Origin of the sequence: Streptomyces sp. NPDC012637, from assembly GCF_042954805.1 — a bacterium.
Taxonomy (GTDB): Bacteria; Actinomycetota; Actinomycetes; order Streptomycetales; family Streptomycetaceae; genus Streptomyces.
Window position 1 is genome coordinate 59,550 of sequence record NZ_JBIBDS010000009.1, and the last position, 18,386, is coordinate 77,935.

14 protein-coding genes are annotated in these 18,386 nt (G+C 70.6%); 6 read left to right on the forward strand and 8 right to left on the reverse strand.

Annotated features, from left to right (window positions below):
- Positions 1 to 317: 317 nt before the first annotated feature.
- Positions 318 to 1,493 carry an acyl-CoA dehydrogenase family protein gene (locus ACFY8W_RS31025; protein ID WP_391113345.1) on the reverse strand — a complete coding sequence of 392 codons (1,176 nt, stop codon included), beginning with the start codon at positions 1,491 to 1,493 and terminating at the stop codon, positions 318 to 320.
- 343 nt (positions 1,494 to 1,836) lie between these two features.
- Positions 1,837 to 2,577, reverse strand: coding sequence for a MerR family transcriptional regulator (locus ACFY8W_RS31030; protein WP_391112389.1), 741 nt, complete (start codon positions 2,575 to 2,577; stop codon positions 1,837 to 1,839).
- A gap of 228 nt (positions 2,578 to 2,805) precedes the next feature.
- Between ACFY8W_RS31030 and ACFY8W_RS31035 the strand changes: the two genes are divergently transcribed.
- Entirely contained in the window at positions 2,806 to 3,957 is a 1,152-nt protein-coding gene (locus ACFY8W_RS31035) for an erythromycin esterase family protein (RefSeq protein ID WP_391113348.1), read from the forward strand.
- A gap of 28 nt (positions 3,958 to 3,985) precedes the next feature.
- Here ACFY8W_RS31035 and ACFY8W_RS31040 read toward each other — a convergent pair whose 3' ends face one another.
- The gene (locus ACFY8W_RS31040; RefSeq protein ID WP_391112391.1) at positions 3,986 to 4,132 is read right to left on the reverse strand and encodes an SCO1431 family membrane protein; all 147 of its coding nucleotides are present in this window, start codon (positions 4,130 to 4,132) and stop codon (positions 3,986 to 3,988) included.
- A 279-nt stretch (positions 4,133 to 4,411) separates the two neighbouring features.
- On the opposite strand from ACFY8W_RS31040, the gene ACFY8W_RS31045 reads away from it, so the two are divergent.
- Positions 4,412 to 4,804 carry a hypothetical protein gene (locus tag ACFY8W_RS31045; protein ID WP_391112394.1) on the forward strand — a complete coding sequence of 131 codons (393 nt, stop codon included), beginning with the start codon at positions 4,412 to 4,414 and terminating at the stop codon, positions 4,802 to 4,804.
- 71 nt (positions 4,805 to 4,875) lie between these two features.
- Positions 4,876 to 8,712 carry a hypothetical protein gene (locus tag ACFY8W_RS31050; protein WP_391112396.1) on the forward strand — a complete coding sequence of 1,279 codons (3,837 nt, stop codon included), beginning with the start codon at positions 4,876 to 4,878 and terminating at the stop codon, positions 8,710 to 8,712.
- Between the two features lie 90 nt (positions 8,713 to 8,802).
- Here ACFY8W_RS31050 and ACFY8W_RS31055 read toward each other — a convergent pair whose 3' ends face one another.
- Both ACFY8W_RS31055 and ACFY8W_RS31060 read right to left on the reverse strand, forming a co-directional pair.
- Entirely contained in the window at positions 8,803 to 9,171 is a 369-nt protein-coding gene (locus ACFY8W_RS31055) for a hypothetical protein (RefSeq protein WP_391112399.1), read from the reverse strand.
- Between the two features lie 149 nt (positions 9,172 to 9,320).
- A complete protein-coding gene (locus tag ACFY8W_RS31060) occupies positions 9,321 to 9,980 on the reverse strand; it encodes a hypothetical protein (protein ID WP_391112401.1) in 660 nt (219 codons plus the stop codon).
- A gap of 104 nt (positions 9,981 to 10,084) precedes the next feature.
- Here ACFY8W_RS31060 and ACFY8W_RS31065 point away from each other — a divergent pair, with 104 nt between their 5' ends.
- Positions 10,085 to 11,200: a hypothetical protein gene (locus ACFY8W_RS31065; RefSeq protein WP_391112402.1), complete on the forward strand. Its 1,116-nt coding sequence runs from the start codon at positions 10,085 to 10,087 to the stop codon at positions 11,198 to 11,200.
- Between the two features lie 65 nt (positions 11,201 to 11,265).
- Here the strand turns inward: ACFY8W_RS31065 and ACFY8W_RS31070 are convergent, their stop codons facing one another.
- Entirely contained in the window at positions 11,266 to 12,036 is a 771-nt protein-coding gene (locus ACFY8W_RS31070; protein ID WP_391112405.1) for a transposase, read from the reverse strand.
- Between the two features lie 42 nt (positions 12,037 to 12,078).
- Positions 12,079 to 12,513, reverse strand: a complete 435-nt coding sequence (locus ACFY8W_RS31075) for a hypothetical protein (RefSeq protein ID WP_391112407.1) — start codon at positions 12,511 to 12,513, stop codon at positions 12,079 to 12,081.
- A 129-nt stretch (positions 12,514 to 12,642) separates the two neighbouring features.
- Between ACFY8W_RS31075 and ACFY8W_RS31080 the strand changes: the two genes are divergently transcribed.
- Both ACFY8W_RS31080 and ACFY8W_RS31085 read left to right on the forward strand, forming a co-directional pair.
- Positions 12,643 to 13,098, forward strand: coding sequence for a DUF2199 domain-containing protein (locus tag ACFY8W_RS31080; RefSeq protein ID WP_391113351.1), 456 nt, complete (start codon positions 12,643 to 12,645; stop codon positions 13,096 to 13,098).
- The gene (locus ACFY8W_RS31085; protein ID WP_391112410.1) at positions 13,098 to 14,990 is read left to right on the forward strand and encodes a hypothetical protein; all 1,893 of its coding nucleotides are present in this window, start codon (positions 13,098 to 13,100) and stop codon (positions 14,988 to 14,990) included. The genes ACFY8W_RS31080 and ACFY8W_RS31085 overlap by 1 nt, the downstream gene beginning before the upstream one ends.
- Positions 14,991 to 15,144: 154 nt before the next feature.
- Here the strand turns inward: ACFY8W_RS31085 and ACFY8W_RS31090 are convergent, their stop codons facing one another.
- Complete coding sequence (locus tag ACFY8W_RS31090; protein ID WP_391112413.1) at positions 15,145 to 18,006, reverse strand: protein kinase; 2,862 nt, start codon at positions 18,004 to 18,006, stop codon at positions 15,145 to 15,147.
- Between the last annotated feature and the right edge of the window lie 380 nt (positions 18,007 to 18,386).

Sequence of the window (18,386 nt, forward strand, 5' to 3'; positions counted from 1 at the left end):
GTATACGACACCCAGCGGATACGGCCGGCATCGACAGCCCGAGCCGCACTTTGAAGAATCGGTTCAGCAGGCGATTCCCGCTCCCGTGCCGATTCCCGCCCCCATGCCGGTTCCCGCGCCAAGCCCCGTGCCCGCACACTCTCCGGCACCCACGCCCGCGCCCCCACCGGCCACCACGCCGCACCCCGCCGACCCGCCCATCTACCGGGCGGTGCTCGACCTCTGGGCCAGCCACGGCAGGACGCTGCCGGGCCACCGCGACCAGGAGTGGAGCCGCCTGGCCGCGGGCCCGGTCTGGGCCGACCGAACCGTACGCGTCAACGGGACTCTGGTCCGGCAAGGTGGCGCGCGATGACCACCCGCTGGATCTGGTTGGTGCCCTCGACGATCTGCAGCACCTTCGCCTCCCGCAGGAAGCGCTCGACGGGAAAGTCCGCGGTGTAGCCGTAGCCGCCGAGCACCTGCACCGCGTCCGTCGTGACCCGCATCGCCGCGTCCGAGCAGAACAGCTTCGCCATGGCCGCCTGCTTGCCGAACGGCCGGCCTTCGTCGCGCAGCCGGGCGGCCTCCAGGTACAGGGCCCGGCCCGCCTCGACCTGGGTGGCCATGTCGGCGAGCAGGAAGCGCAGGCCCTGGAAGTCGGCGATCGGCCGGCCGAACTGGCGGCGTTCCCGCGCGTAGGCCACGGCCGCGTCGAGCGCTGCCTGCGCCACGCCCACCGCGCAGGCGGCGATGCCGAGCCGCCCTGAGTCGAGCGCGGCCAGGGCGATGGTGAAGCCCCGCCCCTCCGCGCCGATCCGCCGCGCGTCGGACACGCGGACGCCGTCCAGGTGCACCTGCGCCGTGGGCGAGCCCTTCATGCCCATCTTCCGCTCGGGCGCGGCGGCACCGAGCCCCGGCGCGTCGCCGGGCACCAGGAAGGCCGTGATGCCCTTCGGGCCCCCGCCGCCGGTGCGGGCCATGACGGTGTAGAAGTCGGCGATCCCGCCGTGGGTGATCCACGCCTTGGTACCGTCGATGACCCAGCTTTCGCCGTCCCGGACGGCCCGGGTGCGCAGGGCGGCGGCGTCGGAGCCGGAGGACGGTTCGGAGAGGCAGTACGCCCCGAGCAGTCCGCCGCCGAGCATCGACGGCAGATGGGCAGCCCGCTGCTCCTCGCTGCCGAAGGCGGCGAGGGCGTGGCAGGACAGGCTGTGCACGCTGACGCCGAGCGCCACGGTGAGCCTGGCGGCGGCCAGCTCCTCCAGGACCTGGAGGTAGACGGTGTACGGCTGGTCGCCGCCGCCGTACGCGGAGTCGTACGGCAGTCCGAGCAGCCCGGAGGCGGAGAGCAGCGAGAAGAGCTCCCGGGGGAAGTGCCCGGCGGCCTCCTCTTCGGCGGCACGGGGCACGATCTCGCGCTCGGCGATCTCCCGGACCAGGGCGAGCAGCTCCCGGGCCTCCTCGGTGGGCAGCCGGCGTTCCACGGGCTGCGGCTGGGCGTGGTCGGGCATGCGGCGGCACTCCTCCCTCTCGGGGTCGGTCACTGCGCCGATGCTGCCCCGCCTCGGGCGCGCGGAGGCGCGGCGGGCGGCCGTGGCGGGAGGAGTATGCCCGTTCGGCGGGCCCGCCTCACACGGGAGCGGACGGGACGGGAGGCCGGGGTGAGCGGGAGGCCGGGAGGAGCAGGAAGGGCGAGGAGGCCAGGATGGGTGGGGAGGCCAGGATGGGTGGGGAGGCCAGGATGGGTGGGGAGGCCAGGGAGAGCGGAGGGACCCGGCAGGCCGGAGAGCCCGGGAAGCCCGGGAAGGCCGGGAAGCCCGAGTAGGCCAGTAGAGCCGCTGGGCAGAGCCAGACTCAAGGGGTGTCCCGCTCGCGGAGGTACGACTCCAGTTCCGCGGCCCCCGTCAGCATCGCGCGGGCGCGGGCGGAAAGGCGGGCTTGCCAGTCGTGGAGGGCGGCGTCCAGTGGTTCGAGCCCGCCGGCCGACCGTACGTGTTCGATCAGCGGGGCGATCTGCTCGAGCAGGTAGCCGCCGCGCCTGAGCTGGTGGGCGAGGCGGGCGTCCCGTACGGCGGCCGCGTCATAGACGCGGTAGCCGGTGCGCGGGTCGCGGCGCGGGCGCACCAGACCGGCGCGTTCCCAGGTGCGCAGCGTCGCGGGCCGGATGCCGAGCTTCGCGGCCAGCGGCCCGACGAAGGTGTCACCGGTGCCGGACGCCCCCTCCGGCTCGGTCTCCGTGCCCGGCCCCAGGTCACGCAGGGCGCTCTCCACGGCCTGGAGGGTGCGGCGGTCGTCGAGGAGCTGGGCGTGGCTCTCGTCGATGAGGCGGAACGCCTCTTCGACGGCTCCCTCGTTGACCGCGCGCATGATCGCCGTGGCCGTCGGGTGGCCGTGGCCGGGCAGCAGGGCGAGGAAGGCGCCGAGGGCCTTGGCGTGCAACGGGGTGTAGGTGCGGTAGCCGTGGGGGGTACGCGCGGCCGCCGGCAGGATCCCTGCGGCCTCGTAGTTCCGGACCGCCTGCGTGGACAGTCCGTGCCCACGCGCCAGGTCGACCGGCCGGAGCAGCCGACCACTGCTTTGAAGGTTTCTCCCCATGGAGCCCCACCATATAGCGATCCATCGCGCAAAAGTTTCCACCGAAGCTTCAACGATACGGTTGAAGGCATGGCGACTCACATCCCGGAAACCGTCAACGCAACCGTCACGGCAACCGTCAACGCGACCGTCGAGGAAGCACTCCAGGAAACGCGTGGGCGAACGCTGGACGCACCGCGTGAGAAGAGCGTCGGGGAGACCACCCGCCCCGTCGACGCCGCCGGCGTCATGGCTCTCCTCCCGACCCGGCCGCGGCTGCTCGCCCTGGGCGAGCCCACCCACGGCGAGGACACCCTGCTCGACCTGCGCAACGAGCTCTTCCGGGAGCTCGTGCAGCAGGAGGGCTACCGGACGATCGCGATCGAGAGCGACTGCGTGGCCGGCCTCCTCGTGGACGATCACGTCACCTCCGGTGCAGGCGAGCTCGACGAGGTCGTGGAGCGCGGGATCAGCCACGGCTGGGGCGGCTCGGCGGCCAACCGCGAGCTCGTGCGATGGATGCGGGCCTTCAACGAGGGCCGTCCCGCGTCCGACCGCCTCCGCTTCGCGGGTTTCGACGGCCCGCTGGAGATCACCGCCGCGGCGAGCCCGCGGCAGGTCCTCACCGCGCTGCACGACTACCTCGCGGCACATGGCGACCCCGCCCTGCTGCCCTGCACCGCGGAGACCCTCGACCGTCTCCTGGGCACGGACGACCGGTGGACGGAGCCGGCCGCGATGCGGGACCCGTCCCGGTCCGTGGGCCGGTCGGCCGAGGCCGGGGAACTGAGGCTGCTCGCCGACGAGCTCGCGGCGCTGCTCGACGCGCAGTCGCCGCACCTGGTGGCGGCGACGTCACGGGACGACTGGGACCGGGCGCGCCTGTACGGGCGCACCGCCCTCGGTCTGCTGCGCTACCACTACTGGATGGCCGACACCTCGCCCGCGCGTCTGACCCGGCTGGTGGGCGTGCGGGGCCAGATGATGGCCGAGAACCTGCTCGCCCTCGCCGCCCGCGGCCCCGTGCTCGTCCACGCCCACAACTCCCACCTCCAGCGGGAGAAGAGCACGATGCGGATGGGCGGGGCGCCGCTGGAGTGGTGGAGTGCGGGCGCGCTGGTGAGCGCCGGGCTCGGCACGGAGTACCGCTTCGTGGCCACGGCTCTCGGCACGATCCGGCACCAGGGCGTGGACGTGCCCCCGCCGGACACGGTCGAGGGGCTCCTGTACGCGCTGCCGGAGGACCGCTGCCTGGTCGACGCGCGACGGCTGGCCACCGCCCTGGGTGACGCCCTGCCCGCGCCGCGCGTGTCGCCGTGGTTCGGCTACGCCCCGCTGGACCCGGCCCACCTCGCGGACAGCGACGGCCTCGTGTTCGTGAAGGACGTCCCCCGGACGTAGGAGCTCGCCGTCGGAGGCCCGGGCCGGCTCACATCAGGCCGGCCCGGGTGACGAACACGGCGAGGACGACGACCAGGGTCCAGCCGAGGACGTGCTGGAGGACATCGGGTCCGTCGTCCTTGGGGCCGCCGGTGCGCGCGTGGACGCGGGCGGCGGCGTGGGAGGTCGCGCTCATGCGGCCCGGCGTCCCAGCGGCCGGAGCCGCGGGGCAGCGACGCAGACCACGCCACCGCCGCCCCAGGTCGGAACGCGGTCCTTGGGTGAGCGCATACGGGGGAGCGCATACGGGGGGTAGAAAGGGGGACGACGCGTTTCCGGTTCAGGATCGGCGCGTTTCTCACGCAGGTTCCCGAAGAAGCGGGATTCGCGGCGCGGCGGGGCACCGCGCGTGCCCGGACGCCCGGTCGGGTCGTTGCTCGGAGTGAGGGAACGCTCCCCGCGGAAGGAGAAGGACATGACAGGTGTCGAGCTGATCCTGGCGGCATTGGCCACCGGTGCCGCCGCGGGTGTCACGGAGTCGGCCGGCAGTGCGGTTCGGGACGCGTATGCCGGTCTCCGGGAGGCGCTGCGGCTTCGCCGGGTGGCGGAGGACGGTCGGGAGGACTCGGAGACGCGGGAGCTGCTGGAGGCCGAGGAGGTCGAACCGGGGCTGTGGGAAGCGCGGTTGCGGGAGCGACTGGTGGAGGTCGGCGCGGACCGGGACGAGGTCGTGCTCGCCGCCGCCCGGCTCCTGCTGGAGCGGGCGGACGGGGCCGACGCACGACCGGCGCGCTACGAGGTGCACGCCGACCAGGCCAAAGGGGTGCAGGTCGGGGACCACAACACGCAGACGAACACGTTCTCTTGACCGGCGTCGCGGCCCCTCCGCCGGCCGGCGCGCCCGACGGCCCCCAGCGGTTCGGCCGGCCAGGGCCCGACGTGCGCATCGACGCCTCGCACGCGCGAGGAGTGCAGATCGGCGACGGCGGCGTCCAGACGAACGTCTTCGTCACCGTGGGGGCGCCGGTCCGCTCCGCCTATCTGCACCAGGTGCGGACCATCGCACCCGCCGAACTGCTCGGCCGTCAAGCGGAGTTGGAGGAGCTCGCGGCTTTCTGCACGGATCCCGGAAACACCGGCTACTTATGGTGGCGGGCACCCGCGTGGGCGGGCAAGTCGGCCCTGATGGCGTGGTTCGCCCTGCGCCCGCCGGCGGGCACACGAGTGGTGAGCTTCTTCGTCACCGGGCGCTTCGCCGGCCACGCCGACCGGACCGGCTTCACCGACGTCGTGCTGGAGCAGCTGGCCGATCTGCTCGACCGGCCGCTGCCGGCGTATCTCTCCGAGGCCACGCGCGGCCCGCACCTCATCGCCCAGCTCACGGACGCCGCGGCACTGTGCGAGGAGCGCGGGGAGCGGTTGGTCCTTCTCGTCGACGGGCTCGACGAGGACCGCGGCGCCGCGCCGGGGCCGGAGGTCCACAGCATCGCCGCGCTCCTGCCGGCCACGCTGCCACACGGACTGCGGGTCGTCGTCGCGAGCCGTCCCGATCCACCGCTCGCGGCCGACGTGCCGGACGATCATCCGCTACGGAACGGGGACGCCCTCATCCGGGAGCTCGCCATGTCGCCGCACGCCCAGGTGGTACGCCGGGATGCCGAACGGGATCTCAAGCGGCTGTTGCATGGTTCCCCGGCGGAACGGGACCTGTTGGGGCTCGTCACCGCGTCCGGTGGCGGGCTGCGGGCGGCCGATCTCGCGGAGCTGACGGGCCTTGACCGGTGGCTCGTCGACGAGCACCTCGAGACGGTGACGGCCCGCGCCTTCACCCGACGCAGGGCTGCCGCGAGCGCCGTGGTGAACGCGGCCGACGGTGCCGCCCCGGACGCGTACCTGCTGGCGCACGAGGAACTCCAGGCCGCGGCGAGCCGCTTCCTCGGGTCCCAGCTCGGCGCGTACCGGCAGCGGTTGTGCGCCTGGGCGGATACGTACCGCCGGCGCGGCTGGCCGGCGGACACCCCCGGCTACCTGCTGCGCGGATACACCGCCATGCTCGCCGACAACAGCATGACGACGGAGCTGGTGACCTGCGCCACCGACCGCGCCCGCCACGCACGGCTGCTCGCCCACACCGGAGGGGACGCGGCGGCGCTGGCCGAGATCGGCGCCGCCCAGGACGCGGCCCTCGTCCAGGAGACGCCCGACCTGTCGGCGCTGGGCGTGCTGGCGGTCCATCACGGCATGCTGGGCGCGCGCAACGCGGCTCTGCCGGCGGCGTTGCCCAGCGCGTGGGCGGTACTCGGCGACTTCGCCCGAGCGGAGGCGTTGGCCGCTGCGGCCCCGGAGCCGCGCACCCGGGCCGCACTGCTGACGGACCTCGTGGAGCGGGCGGCCCGCGCCGGAGACCGGGCGCGCGCCGTACGGCTCGCCGACCGGGTGAGCGCGACGGCCGGAGGCATCATCAACCCCCATCTCCGGGGCGAGGCGTCGGTCGGCCTCGCGGCCGCGCTGGCCGTGACCGGGCTGGTGGACGAGGCGGCAGTGGTGGTCGGCTCGATCACGGATGCGGCGCTGCGCCGCGGCGCCGCCGGCGCCTGCGTCGAGGCGCTGGCGCGAACCGGACAGGACGCGCCGCTCCGGACCCTGATCGCCACGGTGGTCCGGCCCGAGGACCGGGAGGACGCCTGGCGGAGTGTGGCGGACGTGTGGGGCCGGCAGGGCCGCGTCGAGGAGACCGAGCGGGTCGCCGCCTCCCTCACGACGCGGTCCCGGGCCTTCGCACTCGAGTCCGTGGTGGGGGCCCAGGCCGCGGCGGGCCGGTACGCGACGGCCGAGGCCACCGCCGCCGCCCTGCCGGATCCCTTCCTGAGGGAGCGGTCCCTGAAGCAGGTGGCCGTCGAACTGGCCAGGGCCGGCCGGTACGACCGCGCCGAGGCGATCGTGGACCGGATCCGTGAGCCGATCCTGCGGAACACGGGGCTGCAGCAGCTCGCGGCGATCGCGGCTGACGCTGTGGTGCGGAGCACCGCCGGGGCGGAGGAGCGGGCCCGGGCCACCCGGCTCTGGACGCGCGCGTGCGCCGTCGTCGGCTCCGAGCCGGAGCCCTCGTCGCGCGTACGACAGTGGACCTACCTGGTGGAGAGGGCCGCGGCGGCGGGAGGACCGGCGGAGGTGAGCCGTCTCACCGACCGCGCCGAGGCGACGGCGCGCACCCTCCAGAGGCGTCACGCAGCGTCGTTCGCGCTGTCCGAGCTCGCGAAGGCGCTCGCTCAGGCCGGCGCGTACGACCGCGCCGAGGAGCTGATGCGAACCCTCCCCTCCTACACCGCCCAGGAGACGGCACGCCACCTCATCGAGGTGGCGGTGCGCCAGGGGCTGTACGTCCGCGCCGCGGCTCTCGTCCGGTCCGGCGACAGTGCCGTCGCACGGGACGTACTGCTGCTGTTCATGGTGCACGCGCTGCGCGCCGAGGGTCGCCTGGCGCAGGCCCTGGCCGCGGCCCGCACGCTCCGCTCGCCGCGGCGCCGGGCAGAGGGGCTGGCGGGGCTGGCCCTGGCGCTCGCCGAGGCCGGCGAGCGCCGCGAGGCGGCGGAGCTGGCCGCCGAGGCGGAGCGAGAGGCACGCTCCTTGGACGGTGGCGAGGAGGCCCGGTCCCTGGCCGCTCTACTGCGTGGCCTCATGGTCGCCGGTGACAAGGCGCGCGCCGGTGCCCTGGTGCAGCGGGCGGGCACGGCGGACAGCCGGCTCGCCGAGGAACCCTCGTACACCAACGCTCTGCCCGAGCTGGTGGAGGCCCTCTACGGGTCGGCGGCACTCCAGACGGCGGCCCAGCTCCTACGCGAGGCGCAGCCGACGGTGCGGGCCGCGTGTCTCACGGCCCTCGTCGCCGCGGCCGGGCGCGCGAAGCGTCCGGCACATGTCACGGCGTTCGCCGCGAAGGCCCTCGTCGCCGCGAGGACCGATTCTTCCGGCTCGGACTCGGCTGCGTACCAGTTGAGCCGACTCGCTCAGGCGCTGCACGCGGCCGGTTCGCCGCGGCGTGCCGAGGCGCTGCTGGCGGCGGTGAAGCACCCCGCCGCGCAGGTGAGCGGCTGGCGGGCTCTGGTGATGGCGACGCCGCACGACGATCGCGCGCAGTTGGAACGGCTCGCGGACCTGGCGGAGGCGGCGGCCGCCGATGCGACGCCGTCCAACGCCCTCGACGAAGCGCTGCTGCGGCTTGCCGAGGCGCTCGTTCGGGCCGGGGTCCACAACCGGGCCGAGCGGATCGCGCGCCCGCTCCTGCACCCGTACGCACGAGACCTCCCCACGACGGTGCGCATCCACACCGCGGCGGCGCGGGGGGACCGGCTGGAGACCGCGCGGCTCGCGCGCACGATGCAGTCGCCCGGCTGGCGGCGGCGCACCATGTCGCTGCTCGCGGCCACGGCGGCGCGCGAAGGCGACGCCGCGGCGGCGCGCGAGCTGCTCGGGGTGGCGGCACGAGGGGGCGAGCCCGACGATTGGTACGACTTCGTCGGCGAGGTCGCGGTCGCGATGGCCGTCTCCGGAGACCCGGACGCGGCCGTGGCCCTCGCCGAGAGCGTGCCGGTCCCCGCGCAGAGGGCCTTGGTCCTCGTCGACGTGGCCCGGAAGCTGGAGCCCGCACAGGCCCGGCCGCTCCTAGCACGCGCCTTGCGCGAGGGCGACTGGCGCCGGAGCGTGGCCGCCTTGGGACGGGAGTGGCCGGAGGCGGTGGCCGCGATGGCCGACGCGTTTCTTGAGGCGACGCAGTAAGGGGCCGGCGGTATCCGTCTTCCGTGCCGGAGCTCGTGCATGGTGAACAGGTCCCGCTCAGTGCAACTTCAGGTGGAAGTCCCGGGGCCGTCACCAGTGGCCCGTGATGTGGGTGTTGTCCACGCCGGAGAGGAGGTACAAGTAGTATTCGCCGCCGCTGAGTTGGTAACCGGCACTGGTGGCCCCTTCGCACGGGATTTCGAAGACGTCTCCGACTTTCCGGTCGACACCCCAGGTGACGTGGTAGAGCTGAGCGCCCACGCTGTCGCCGTTACAGCTGGCGCCGATGACGACGCGGTGCTCGCCGGCCGGCAGATCTGCCTTGGGGGTGTACCCGTACTGGTTGAACCAGAAGTCGAATTCGGCGGCTGCCGGCCTGGGCGGTGCCGCGGAAGCCACAGGGGCGCTGACGAGGCCGGCAGCGAGAGCCGTGGCCGCGGCCACGAGAAGAACGCGCACGGATGCCTTTCCAAAGCGGGTGGGGGGGCGAGCAGCGACACGGCCGCGGTGACGGTCAGTCCCTAAGGGCTGTCCCGTAAAGATCCAACTCGCCGCTTCCTGACTGGACCGCTGCCGATGAACCTGAGGCAGCGCGCCGGCATGCAGCCCTAAGGGTTCGTCGGGATCACCGGTGCGGGCAGGTCTAGAGCACGGCCGAGGGCGGAGGCGACCGGAGCGGCGTAAGCGGGCATGTGCCGAGCGGCCCAGACAGCGGCCAGCTGGAGGAAGTCGATCAGGTCTTGCTCTGCGCCGGCGAGCAGGCGACGCAGGTCCGTAACGGGTACCTCCATCACCGGGCTGTTGTCGTGCTCGGCGTCGACGGTCAACCGGACGACTTCGCCGTCACGTTCGGCGAGCGGAGATGGGTCGTGACCGAAGGAGGCCCAGCCGGTGCCGTCGACGACCTCAAGCCAGTCGCGCCTCTCGTCCAGCCCATTGCAGCAGCCCGGCAACAACGTGGTGCCGGTTGCGGTGTCGGTGATCCGCAGGCCACCGGATACGAAAAGGTCGTCCATGGTGAGCAGTCCGTGCAGGAAGCTCCCGAGTAGGTCGGCGGGCCGTGGTGGGCGACCGTCGTCCTCGGGATCGATGTTGTTGCAGTCGGCGATACGCATCACCGCCGTGCCGACCTCGGCGGGATCGAGTGCGCCGCTGAGTGGCAGGAAGCCGTACGGTGCGGACTTGGCGACTGGCCAGAGGGTGAAGTCGTCGGAGGCGTAGACCTCCAGGACGGGCTGCAGAACGATCACCCGGGAAGTCTGCAGCATGTCTGCTCCCCGGCGTTCACGAGTGGGTCCGGCCTGCCGCGATCAAGACCGCTGGAGATCTTTTCCCGGCACCGCAGTGATCGTTCCCCGGATAGACTCGCCGAATGTCGCTGACGCGTTCGGCCACCGTAGACGTGAGCGTGGCACTCGATCTCGCGGGTGCAGAGCCCAAGGTGTTCGACGTAGGCAGGTCCACGATCGCGGTCGGGGCTGCGGCTGTTGTGATCATCGGGGATGCAGTAGACGATCCGGCAGCAGGCGGCGTGTGGAACGACCAGGAGTTCCGTCTACGAGGTCTTACGCCTGCAGTAGCCGCATCCAGGCTCACTGGTCGAAAGCCGTTCGCAGGATCGGAACCGGATCTGGACCGGCCGGTGCACTTGTTCGTCCGGGTCGACGGTCTAGCCGTCTACATTGGTCCCGTCCACCACTCGCGAAGCACCTGGACCAACGGCGAACTCAACAGTTGCCACCTGCGCATCGACCCGCCATTGAGTCGAGAATTGCTCGACACGGTTCGGCCGCCAACAGCTGCGCCCCTTTCGCCCGGCCTGGACTGGCTCGACCATGTCCGCACGGACCCCGGCATGGCCTTGGAATCCTTCGTCACCGGCTGGTATCCCGCCCAAACTGAAACCCGGCCCACCACCATCGCGATACCCGGCTCCGTCCCTTATGCCTTGGCCGACTTCTACCGTCTCGCCGAGAAGCGTCCGGCCATCCTCGGAGGCCAGAACTCCATCCAACCGCTCACAAGGCTCTCGACCGACATCCACGGTGAGCGCCTGGTCGTCGCCATCGAGAATCAGGGCTGCTGGGACTGGTCCATCCCGTGGCAGCTCGACGCTGCCGGCACCGATCCGGACGTCTGGCTGACCGAGGACGACGCACCGGCCCGCGAGGAGGAGCCGCTAAGCCGGTTCCTGCTGCAGTTCTCGTTGTATGAGGCTTCGATGACCGCCCCGTACAAGGCATTCCTCCGCAATCTGCCCGAGCAGTTGCTGTCAGAGCTGGAATCCTGCCTGCATCGCGTACCGCTACGGCCGTTCCTGGCGCCCATCGGTCCGACGAACTTCCTCGTCGGACCGGGCCTGGTCGCTCATATCTCGCCTGAGCTGAACAGCAGCCATGAGTCCGACGTCTGGATCGGCGCCCTGCACCGCAGCGCGCTGCGGCCGCTTTCCCGACTTCAGCTGCCATGGCGGCGGTTCGATGGTTGAGTCAGAGGTTCCTGACAGCGTAGTGATCGCGACCATGCTCCTCATCGACCATCGACATAGATCCGCTACGCGGTCAGGGCGAGGTTGTGGAGGCGAGCGATGCCGAGCATGGCGTGGTGAACGCCGTCGGCCTTCAGACGGCAGTCACGGAGGATCTTCCAGCTCTTCATGCGGGCGAAGGCGTGCTCGACACGGGCGCGGACCTGGCGGTGGGAAGCGTTGTGCTCTTCCTTCCACGCCGGTAGCTCGGTCTGGCCACGTTCTCGACGGTGCGGGATGACCAGGCCGGTGCCGCGGTAGCCGCCGTCTGCGATCACGGTGGTGTTGCCGACCAAGCTCTTGGCTCCGGACAGTTCCCACGCCTTGCAGTCGTTGCGGTTGCCAGGCAACGGCTGGCCGACCACCACGACGCGCCGGGTGTCGGCGTCGATGACGACCTGATGGTTGGTGGAGTAGCGGTAGTTCTTCGACCGCTCGGCAATGGTGTGGTCGCGGGTGGGGACCAAGGTGCCGTCCACGATGAGGACGGTGTTCTTGCGGAATCGCCTGCGGGGCTTGAGCGCGAGCAGGGGGCCGAGGTGGCTGACGATGCGGTTGGCTGCGGACTTCGAGACGCCGAACAGTGGGGCGAGCTGTCGCAACGTCAAGTTGGTACGCCAGTAGGCCGTGACCAGCAGCACCCGGTCTTCCAGCGGCAGGCTCCACGGCCGGCCTCTGCGAACCGGGTCAGCCCCCTCATGCCGCAGCTGTGCCACCAACGTGCCGAAGGAGCGGGGGCTCAACCCGGTGAACGGGGCTATCCAGGACGGCTGCGACGCCGTGATCACACCAGCCACGACGGGAGCCTCACACGGTTCATGCCGGGGCTGGTGTGTTGATCACTTGCTGGACAGGCGGAGGTCGCCGGACCAGGTCTCACACCGGACACGGCCGGAGTCGAAGGTGATCTCCAGAGCGATCCGCCCACTGTCCGGGACACTCTCCTCGCTGACTGCCAGCACCATCTCGCCGAGGTGATCCGCGAACGGGGTCTCGCCGCTGACCGGCGCCACCTCGATGCGGCCGGACTCCGCCATGTCGTATCCCGCGAAGGGAGCCGATGCCTCCACGATCAGGCACCAGTCCGAACCGGTCGTGATGCGCGTGGCGACCGCTTCGCTGTCGATCAGCCACACGTCCAGCGGGCCGGACGGAGCCTCTGAGCCGTACAGGTACCACGAGGCGACTACTTGCTCAAGACGGCGCCCGACCAGGTAGCCAGGACGCACACCGCCCCCGCGCAACGGGCACTCGCTCACCCTCTTCGACTCCACGCGTCGACCGTACCGTCAGGCAACCCCCCAGCTCACGTCCTTATACGGGACATCCCTTAGGCTCCCGCCATGACCAGCGATCTCGGATTCACCTGTACGTGCTGCGGCAGCCACCACGGCGAGCTGCCGATGAACTACTCCGCTGCCGCCCCCTACGTCTGGGACCCGAGTTTCGCCGATGCCCCCGACTGCCTGCTCTCCTCGGACCAGTGCGTCATCAAGGCGCAGCACTACTTCGTCAAGGGTCTGATCGAGATACCGGTCATCGGCAGCGACGAAGTCTTCTCCTGGGGTGTCTGGGTCTCCCTCAGCCGAGAGAACTTCTCCCGGGCGGCCGACCTGTGGGATACGCCCGGGCGCGAGTCGGAGAAGCCGTACTTCGGCTGGCTCACCACCGAGCTTCCGATCTATGCCCCCAGCACCATTAACCTGAAGACCAACGTCCACACCCGCCCGATCGGCGAGCGGCCCCTGGTCGAGCTCGAACCGACCGAGCACCCGCTCGCTGTCGAACAGCGCGCTGGCATCACGATGCGCCGCGTGCGTGAGATCGCCGAGTCCGTGCTGCACGACAGGGAATTCTGATGGATGCCACAAATGATCTTGTGCGGAGAATCGAGGAGATCAGGCGGTTGCTGGCGGAAGCCGAACCTGAGTCGCTACGTTCCAGCTACCTTGCCGATCCCTCGGGAGGACGTGCTGTCCTGCAGGGCTCGACGGCTCCAGCTCTCGTCTCCGAGTGGAACCAGCATCCCAGCGGCCTTTGGCTGCCCAAGTCCTCCGCGCAGACGCCTGCCCCCATCGACCTGATGGCTGTCTACCTCACCGCCGAAGAGGTCTACGGCGTCACACCACCAACCGGCTACACCACGCGTCAACTGCAGCGACTCTCCCTGGAGAGCGTGCTCCGGTTCTCCGCCTTCTGGCTCACGGCTCTCGCAATGCCAGGTGCATCCGCACGCAGTGTTGATGAGAGGTTCGCTGGCACGATGTTGAACGGTCCTCCGCGTGATCGTGTGCTGAATCTCCTTCGAGACACCACCCGCAGGCTGCTGGTGCCTCAGGCTCTGATGTTGCTGGCCCGAACCGCCGTCCAAGTATCCCCAGGGTCGCTCCCGGACGGCGTCGCTCAAGGCGATCTCGTGGGCGCTCTACTCTGCATCAGTCAGACCATGGGACGCCAACCTGAGACAGGTCCGACGGTGATCGAGGACCGCCCCGGCCCACTCGGTCGAGAGATCATCGCCAATCAACATTTCAACCACACTTGGTCCGTGTCCGGCGTCCTGGCCCGTTACGCTCGCCGGTGGCTCGAGCTCCCCGCAGAGCACCAGTCAGAGCCTGCGGTCGTTGATCTCAGCCAGGCATACGAGGACTGCACAGGAGTACGCCTCGAAGATCTAGCCGCAATCGCAGGCTATCTCTGGGCTCGTACCGTGCAGGGGTGTTTCGTTGTCGAGCGGGCCGAACTGTCAACGCTGGACATCCCTCATGAACGACGCGAAGGAGTCCTCGAACTCATCAGCAACAGCATGTCCGGACTCCGAGAAGAGCTCCAACGCGAACGCGCTGAGCTGCGCACTGAATGGTCCTTCGACCCGTTCCAGCGCTGGCCCGTCATTAAACTGCCCGAAGAACGTTTGCTGATCCTCGACCCACGACACCTCGTGAGCCGCGCCTTCGGATGGCTGCCGATCTGGGACATAAAGTTCCCGCCACCCGGGCGAATCAAGCCCTCCGGTCACAAGAAGCTCGCAGCCCGGGCTGAGCAGACCCTGCGCCACTTCAGCGAGGTCTACGTCAGCGAGGTTCTTCACCACATTGCCCAAGACGCATCCACTGCTCGACGCGTCTACGACGACGAACAGCTCAAAGCCGCCTACACGGCTCAAGGCCAGCGCATCGCCGACGCAGCGATCGACTACCCCGGCGCCTGGATCGTCATCGAGGTCACCACCACCCAGCTACGCCGCGAAGCCGCTACCGCCGTACCGGACGAGTCCCAGATCGAGGACATCGACAAGCTCATCGAGGAACTCGACCAGATCAACGCAACGATCAACTCCCTGCGCGCAGACGAAGCAGCCCTCACCGGCATACACGCCACGCTTCCCCGGCGCTTCTACCCCCTGCTCGTCCTGCCCGAGGGCTTTCCCGTCAACCCCATCACTCTGACGGTCATCCGCGAACGTGCGCGGTCCCGAAACCTGCTCCAAGGACCGGACACCGCCCCCCTTGAGATCGCAGACATCGAGGAACTGGAGATGATCGAAGGGGTCCAGGAAGACGCCGGCCCCAGCCTCCTCGAAATCCTGCAAAGCAAGAATGCCGGTAGCCTGCGCAACGCTGGCTTCCGCGAGCACATCCTCCATGTCATGAGGCTTAGCCCTCCAAAGCCATCACGGCAGGCTGAACTCTTCCACGCTGCCATGAAGCCGCTCTTCGAGGTCCTACCCAAGGCGCCTGCGGAACGGTGATCTGAAGGGCAGGCCACGTCGGTCGCCCCGACGTTGTCGTACCTGCTGGGCCAGGACCCCGGGGCTGTCGGAGTCCGCGACGTAGACACCTCTCTTCAGGTTCCGATCATCATGGTCGGCACGATGCCACCGGCCCAGGGCCGCCGCACTCGAGTCAGCCGAGTTCTGCGAGGGCAGTATGGATCGCGCCCCGCAGCGACACCTCGACTGCCCGCTCGTCGACGAGTTCGTGGAAGTGCCGGGCACTGTAGGGGTGTTGGCGCAGGACCGAGGCGACCACAGCCGCGGCCTGCCCGTCCAGGGAGCGCAACCACCCCTGGATCGAATTCTGTGCGTTCCACTGGTCGCACGAGCCGTCCCACTCGCACATGCTGTCTGCCGCGACGTCCAAGAGCTCCCACTGCTCCTCGCGCGCGGCCAGCGCGGCAGCGGTCAAGAGCCAGCTGATCGCCCGGTCCATCTCACCCCACTGCGCCCAGTTGCCCTGCCCGTCGCCGCGGGCATGGGAGGCCAGCGACTTGAACACCGCAACAGCCCGTGGGACGTCCGACAGCAGCACGGGCCCAGCGGCCTCGATGCCGAGCGCGGCGACCGCTTCCAGGTAGAGCTCGTAGTCGCCGGGCCGGTCGGCCGCAAGGTCGAGGAGCTGGCCGGCCGCCTCGGTGTCGCCCCCGTTCGCGGCCTCAAGTAGCCGGCGGGCGCGGATGATGGGCAGCCCAGCGGCCGGGACGGTCTCCTGCTCGACCAGGTCGATGAAGGCCGCGACGTCCTGGGGCCGCAGCGCAGGGTTGAGGTGTGTGGCCCGGCGTACGACGCCGTACCACGGGCCCGGCGGAGGGAGAAGCGGCACGTTGGGCTGGGGCCAGGTACCGGTCAGGATCCACCCGATGAGCTGGCCGAGGCTGTAGATGTCGCTCGCGAAAGTGGCATCGTGCGCGTCGGCCGTCAGTTCCGGGGCGGCGAATCCCTCGGTGCCGATCGCTCCGTTGGTAAGGACGCCTAGGTCGCTTGTCTGGCCGCGAGGCCGGCGCACAATGCCCCAGTCGGCCAGCACCCACCGGTCCTCCAGGTACAGGACGTTGGACGGCTTGATGTCCCGGTGCAGCCATCCGTGCTCGTGCGCCGCGGCGAGCGCCGAGGCGACGGCGTCCACTAGGCCCCGCAGCCGGCCCGGCTCCAGGAGCTCCGCGCGCAGGTCCTCGGCGGTGGCCTGGGCCATGGGCATCACGAACCAGGAGTGGTCCGGGCTGAAGTCGAGCACCGGCATCACGTGGGGGTGACCACCCAGCCGCTGCGCGAGGTCGATCTCCCGGGCCGTGCGGCGGCGCTCCCGCTCCCCCTTGCCCTGGCGGCGCTTGAACGCCACGACAACGCGCGACGGCTTGTGCATGGCGCGGAAGACGTCGGCCTGCCCGCCCTCCGCCAGCGGCAGCCGGTCGAGCCGGTAATCCTTCCTCTCCCCGCGGGCGGATCCGCTCACCAGCCCGTACTCCCGCCAACGCGCCTCGGCAGGGTCGGCGTCCCCGTCGCCGGAGTCGACGTCCGACCCCTTAGTGGTGACCTTGACCACGACGGGGCGCACCCGGGACGGGTCATTGTCCGGAAGCGAGGCGAGCAGGAACACAGGCCCGTCGGGGCCGTCGGGCTGGGCGAGGCCGAAGACCTGGGCGAGCTGGAGATCGGCCACCGTCTCGGCAGAGCGGCTCGCCAAGAGGGTGCGGTGCAGCAGGACGCGGTTGCCCGACCCGTCGGGCGAGGCGCTGAGCACATCCCCGCGCCCGTCGGCCAGCAGGTGCGCCGGGTAGTGCCCAGCGGTGGGAACCCAGTCCTCACGCCGGCCGGCATCCGTGCTCCGGGCCAGGTCCACCACCGCGCTGTGCCCGCCAGCAGCCAGGAAGAAGCGGCGCCCGTCCAGCCAGACGGCCGACCGGACCGCTGCCTCGAAGGCGATGGGGTAGCGCAGCTGGTCGCCGAGCTGACTGCCGACGCGGGTCAGAGCGAGCGTGCCGCCGCCGGCGCCGAACGTGACACCGGAACCGGAGAGCACCCACGGCTCCCCGCCGGGGCCCGGCAGCAGTTGAGCCCCCTCCTCGAAGGCCCCGGCCAGAACGGTCAGGGTGCCTTCGCGCCAGCAGACCAGCGCCGGCCCGCACATCACCAGCATCGCATCGTCGCTCCGAAGGAGCGGGGCGCCGTGACACCCGGACAGCTTCAGGTTCCAGCGGGCCGCCCCGCGCGTGCCGACTTCCAGCACTCCATGCGCGCCAGTGATCAGCAGACCGGTCCCGCCACGCCACGAACGAGCTGCAAGGCCCGAGGGAGGGTCCTCCAACGCCCGAACGCCCATGAACAGCAGCTCGGCGGCCAGTGGCTGCTCGGTCTGCATCTCCACCTGAATTGGAGGGCTCAAACGCGCCGCAGGCGTCATCGGCCAAGCCTGGTCCGGAGGGCGGGAAGCGGTGAGCAGCTCAACGAGCTGAGCGTGGGGTCGGCGCTGCCGAAAGGTGTCGCGGATCAGCTCCGGCAGGGACCGCAGGCCGGCCACGGCCGCGTCCAGATGGCTCCGGTCCAGCACGACACCGAAGGCCCGAACGGCGTCCTCGACCTGGTCCAGGTCGTCGTCATCGGGTGTGACGGTCTCCGTCCACCACAGCAGAGCCCAGCGCTCTGACTCCAGCCCCGACCGGCGTGCACCGAGCACCGCCCGGCCCCGGGCATCCTTCGGACCGATGGCCAGGCTGAGCAGATAGTCCCGTCCCTCGTACTCGAAGCCGAGCCCCGGCAGCCCCTCAAGGTCGACTCGCTGCACGGAGCCATCGGCGCAGACCCGCCTCAGGAGAGCGGCCACCAGCTCGGCGAGCGCCTCGTACTTCTCCGCGTCGGTCGCAATGTCGTCCTTGGCCCACTGACCAAAGTCGGCCAGTAGAGCCCGTGCCTCATCCACGCTGTTCGTGTTCTCCCGCTCCCGTTGCCGACCGCCCAGATGCGGGGCCAGCGTGAGCGCATTCTGTCCCATCGAGGGCACGTGACGCCGGAGTTTGCCAGTGCTGGGTATGTCAGCGAAGTCGGGGGCGGCGCAAGGCCGCCCCCGAATCGGGGAAGGAGTGAGCGCGTGGGCTCAAGACGACGTCCGACCAGGTAGTCAGGACGCACACCGACCCCGTACAACGGGCAATCGCTGCCCCTCTTCGGTACACAGGACAACCCTCTTAAGGCAAGCCACGCTTGACATCGGCGTCGACCAGCTCAGATGAGCGCATGGCAGGACGCGCACGGCCTTTGGTGCGGTGCGCCCTCGCGCCAGCACAATCATGGCCTTACCGCCCGCGTAAAGGTGGGCCGCCAAATCTTCCGGCGCCCAGGGATTTGGCGCGGCCGGAAACATCGACTACAACA

Coding starts and splice junctions, on each gene's coding strand:
- ACFY8W_RS31025 (WP_391113345.1), bottom strand. CDS start 1,493: ATGCCCGACCACGCCCAGCCGCAGCCCGTGGAACGCCGGCTGCCCACC.
- ACFY8W_RS31030 (WP_391112389.1), bottom strand. CDS start 2,577: ATGGGGAGAAACCTTCAAAGCAGTGGTCGGCTGCTCCGGCCGGTCGAC.
- ACFY8W_RS31035 (WP_391113348.1), top strand. CDS start 2,806: ATGGCTCTCCTCCCGACCCGGCCGCGGCTGCTCGCCCTGGGCGAGCCC.
- ACFY8W_RS31040 (WP_391112391.1), bottom strand. CDS start 4,132: ATGAGCGCGACCTCCCACGCCGCCGCCCGCGTCCACGCGCGCACCGGC.
- ACFY8W_RS31045 (WP_391112394.1), top strand. CDS start 4,412: ATGACAGGTGTCGAGCTGATCCTGGCGGCATTGGCCACCGGTGCCGCC.
- ACFY8W_RS31060 (WP_391112401.1), bottom strand. CDS start 9,980: ATGCTGCAGACTTCCCGGGTGATCGTTCTGCAGCCCGTCCTGGAGGTC.
- ACFY8W_RS31065 (WP_391112402.1), top strand. CDS start 10,085: ATGTCGCTGACGCGTTCGGCCACCGTAGACGTGAGCGTGGCACTCGAT.
- ACFY8W_RS31080 (WP_391113351.1), top strand. CDS start 12,643: ATGAACTACTCCGCTGCCGCCCCCTACGTCTGGGACCCGAGTTTCGCC.
- ACFY8W_RS31085 (WP_391112410.1), top strand. CDS start 13,098: ATGGATGCCACAAATGATCTTGTGCGGAGAATCGAGGAGATCAGGCGG.
- ACFY8W_RS31090 (WP_391112413.1), bottom strand. CDS start 18,006: ATGGGACAGAATGCGCTCACGCTGGCCCCGCATCTGGGCGGTCGGCAA.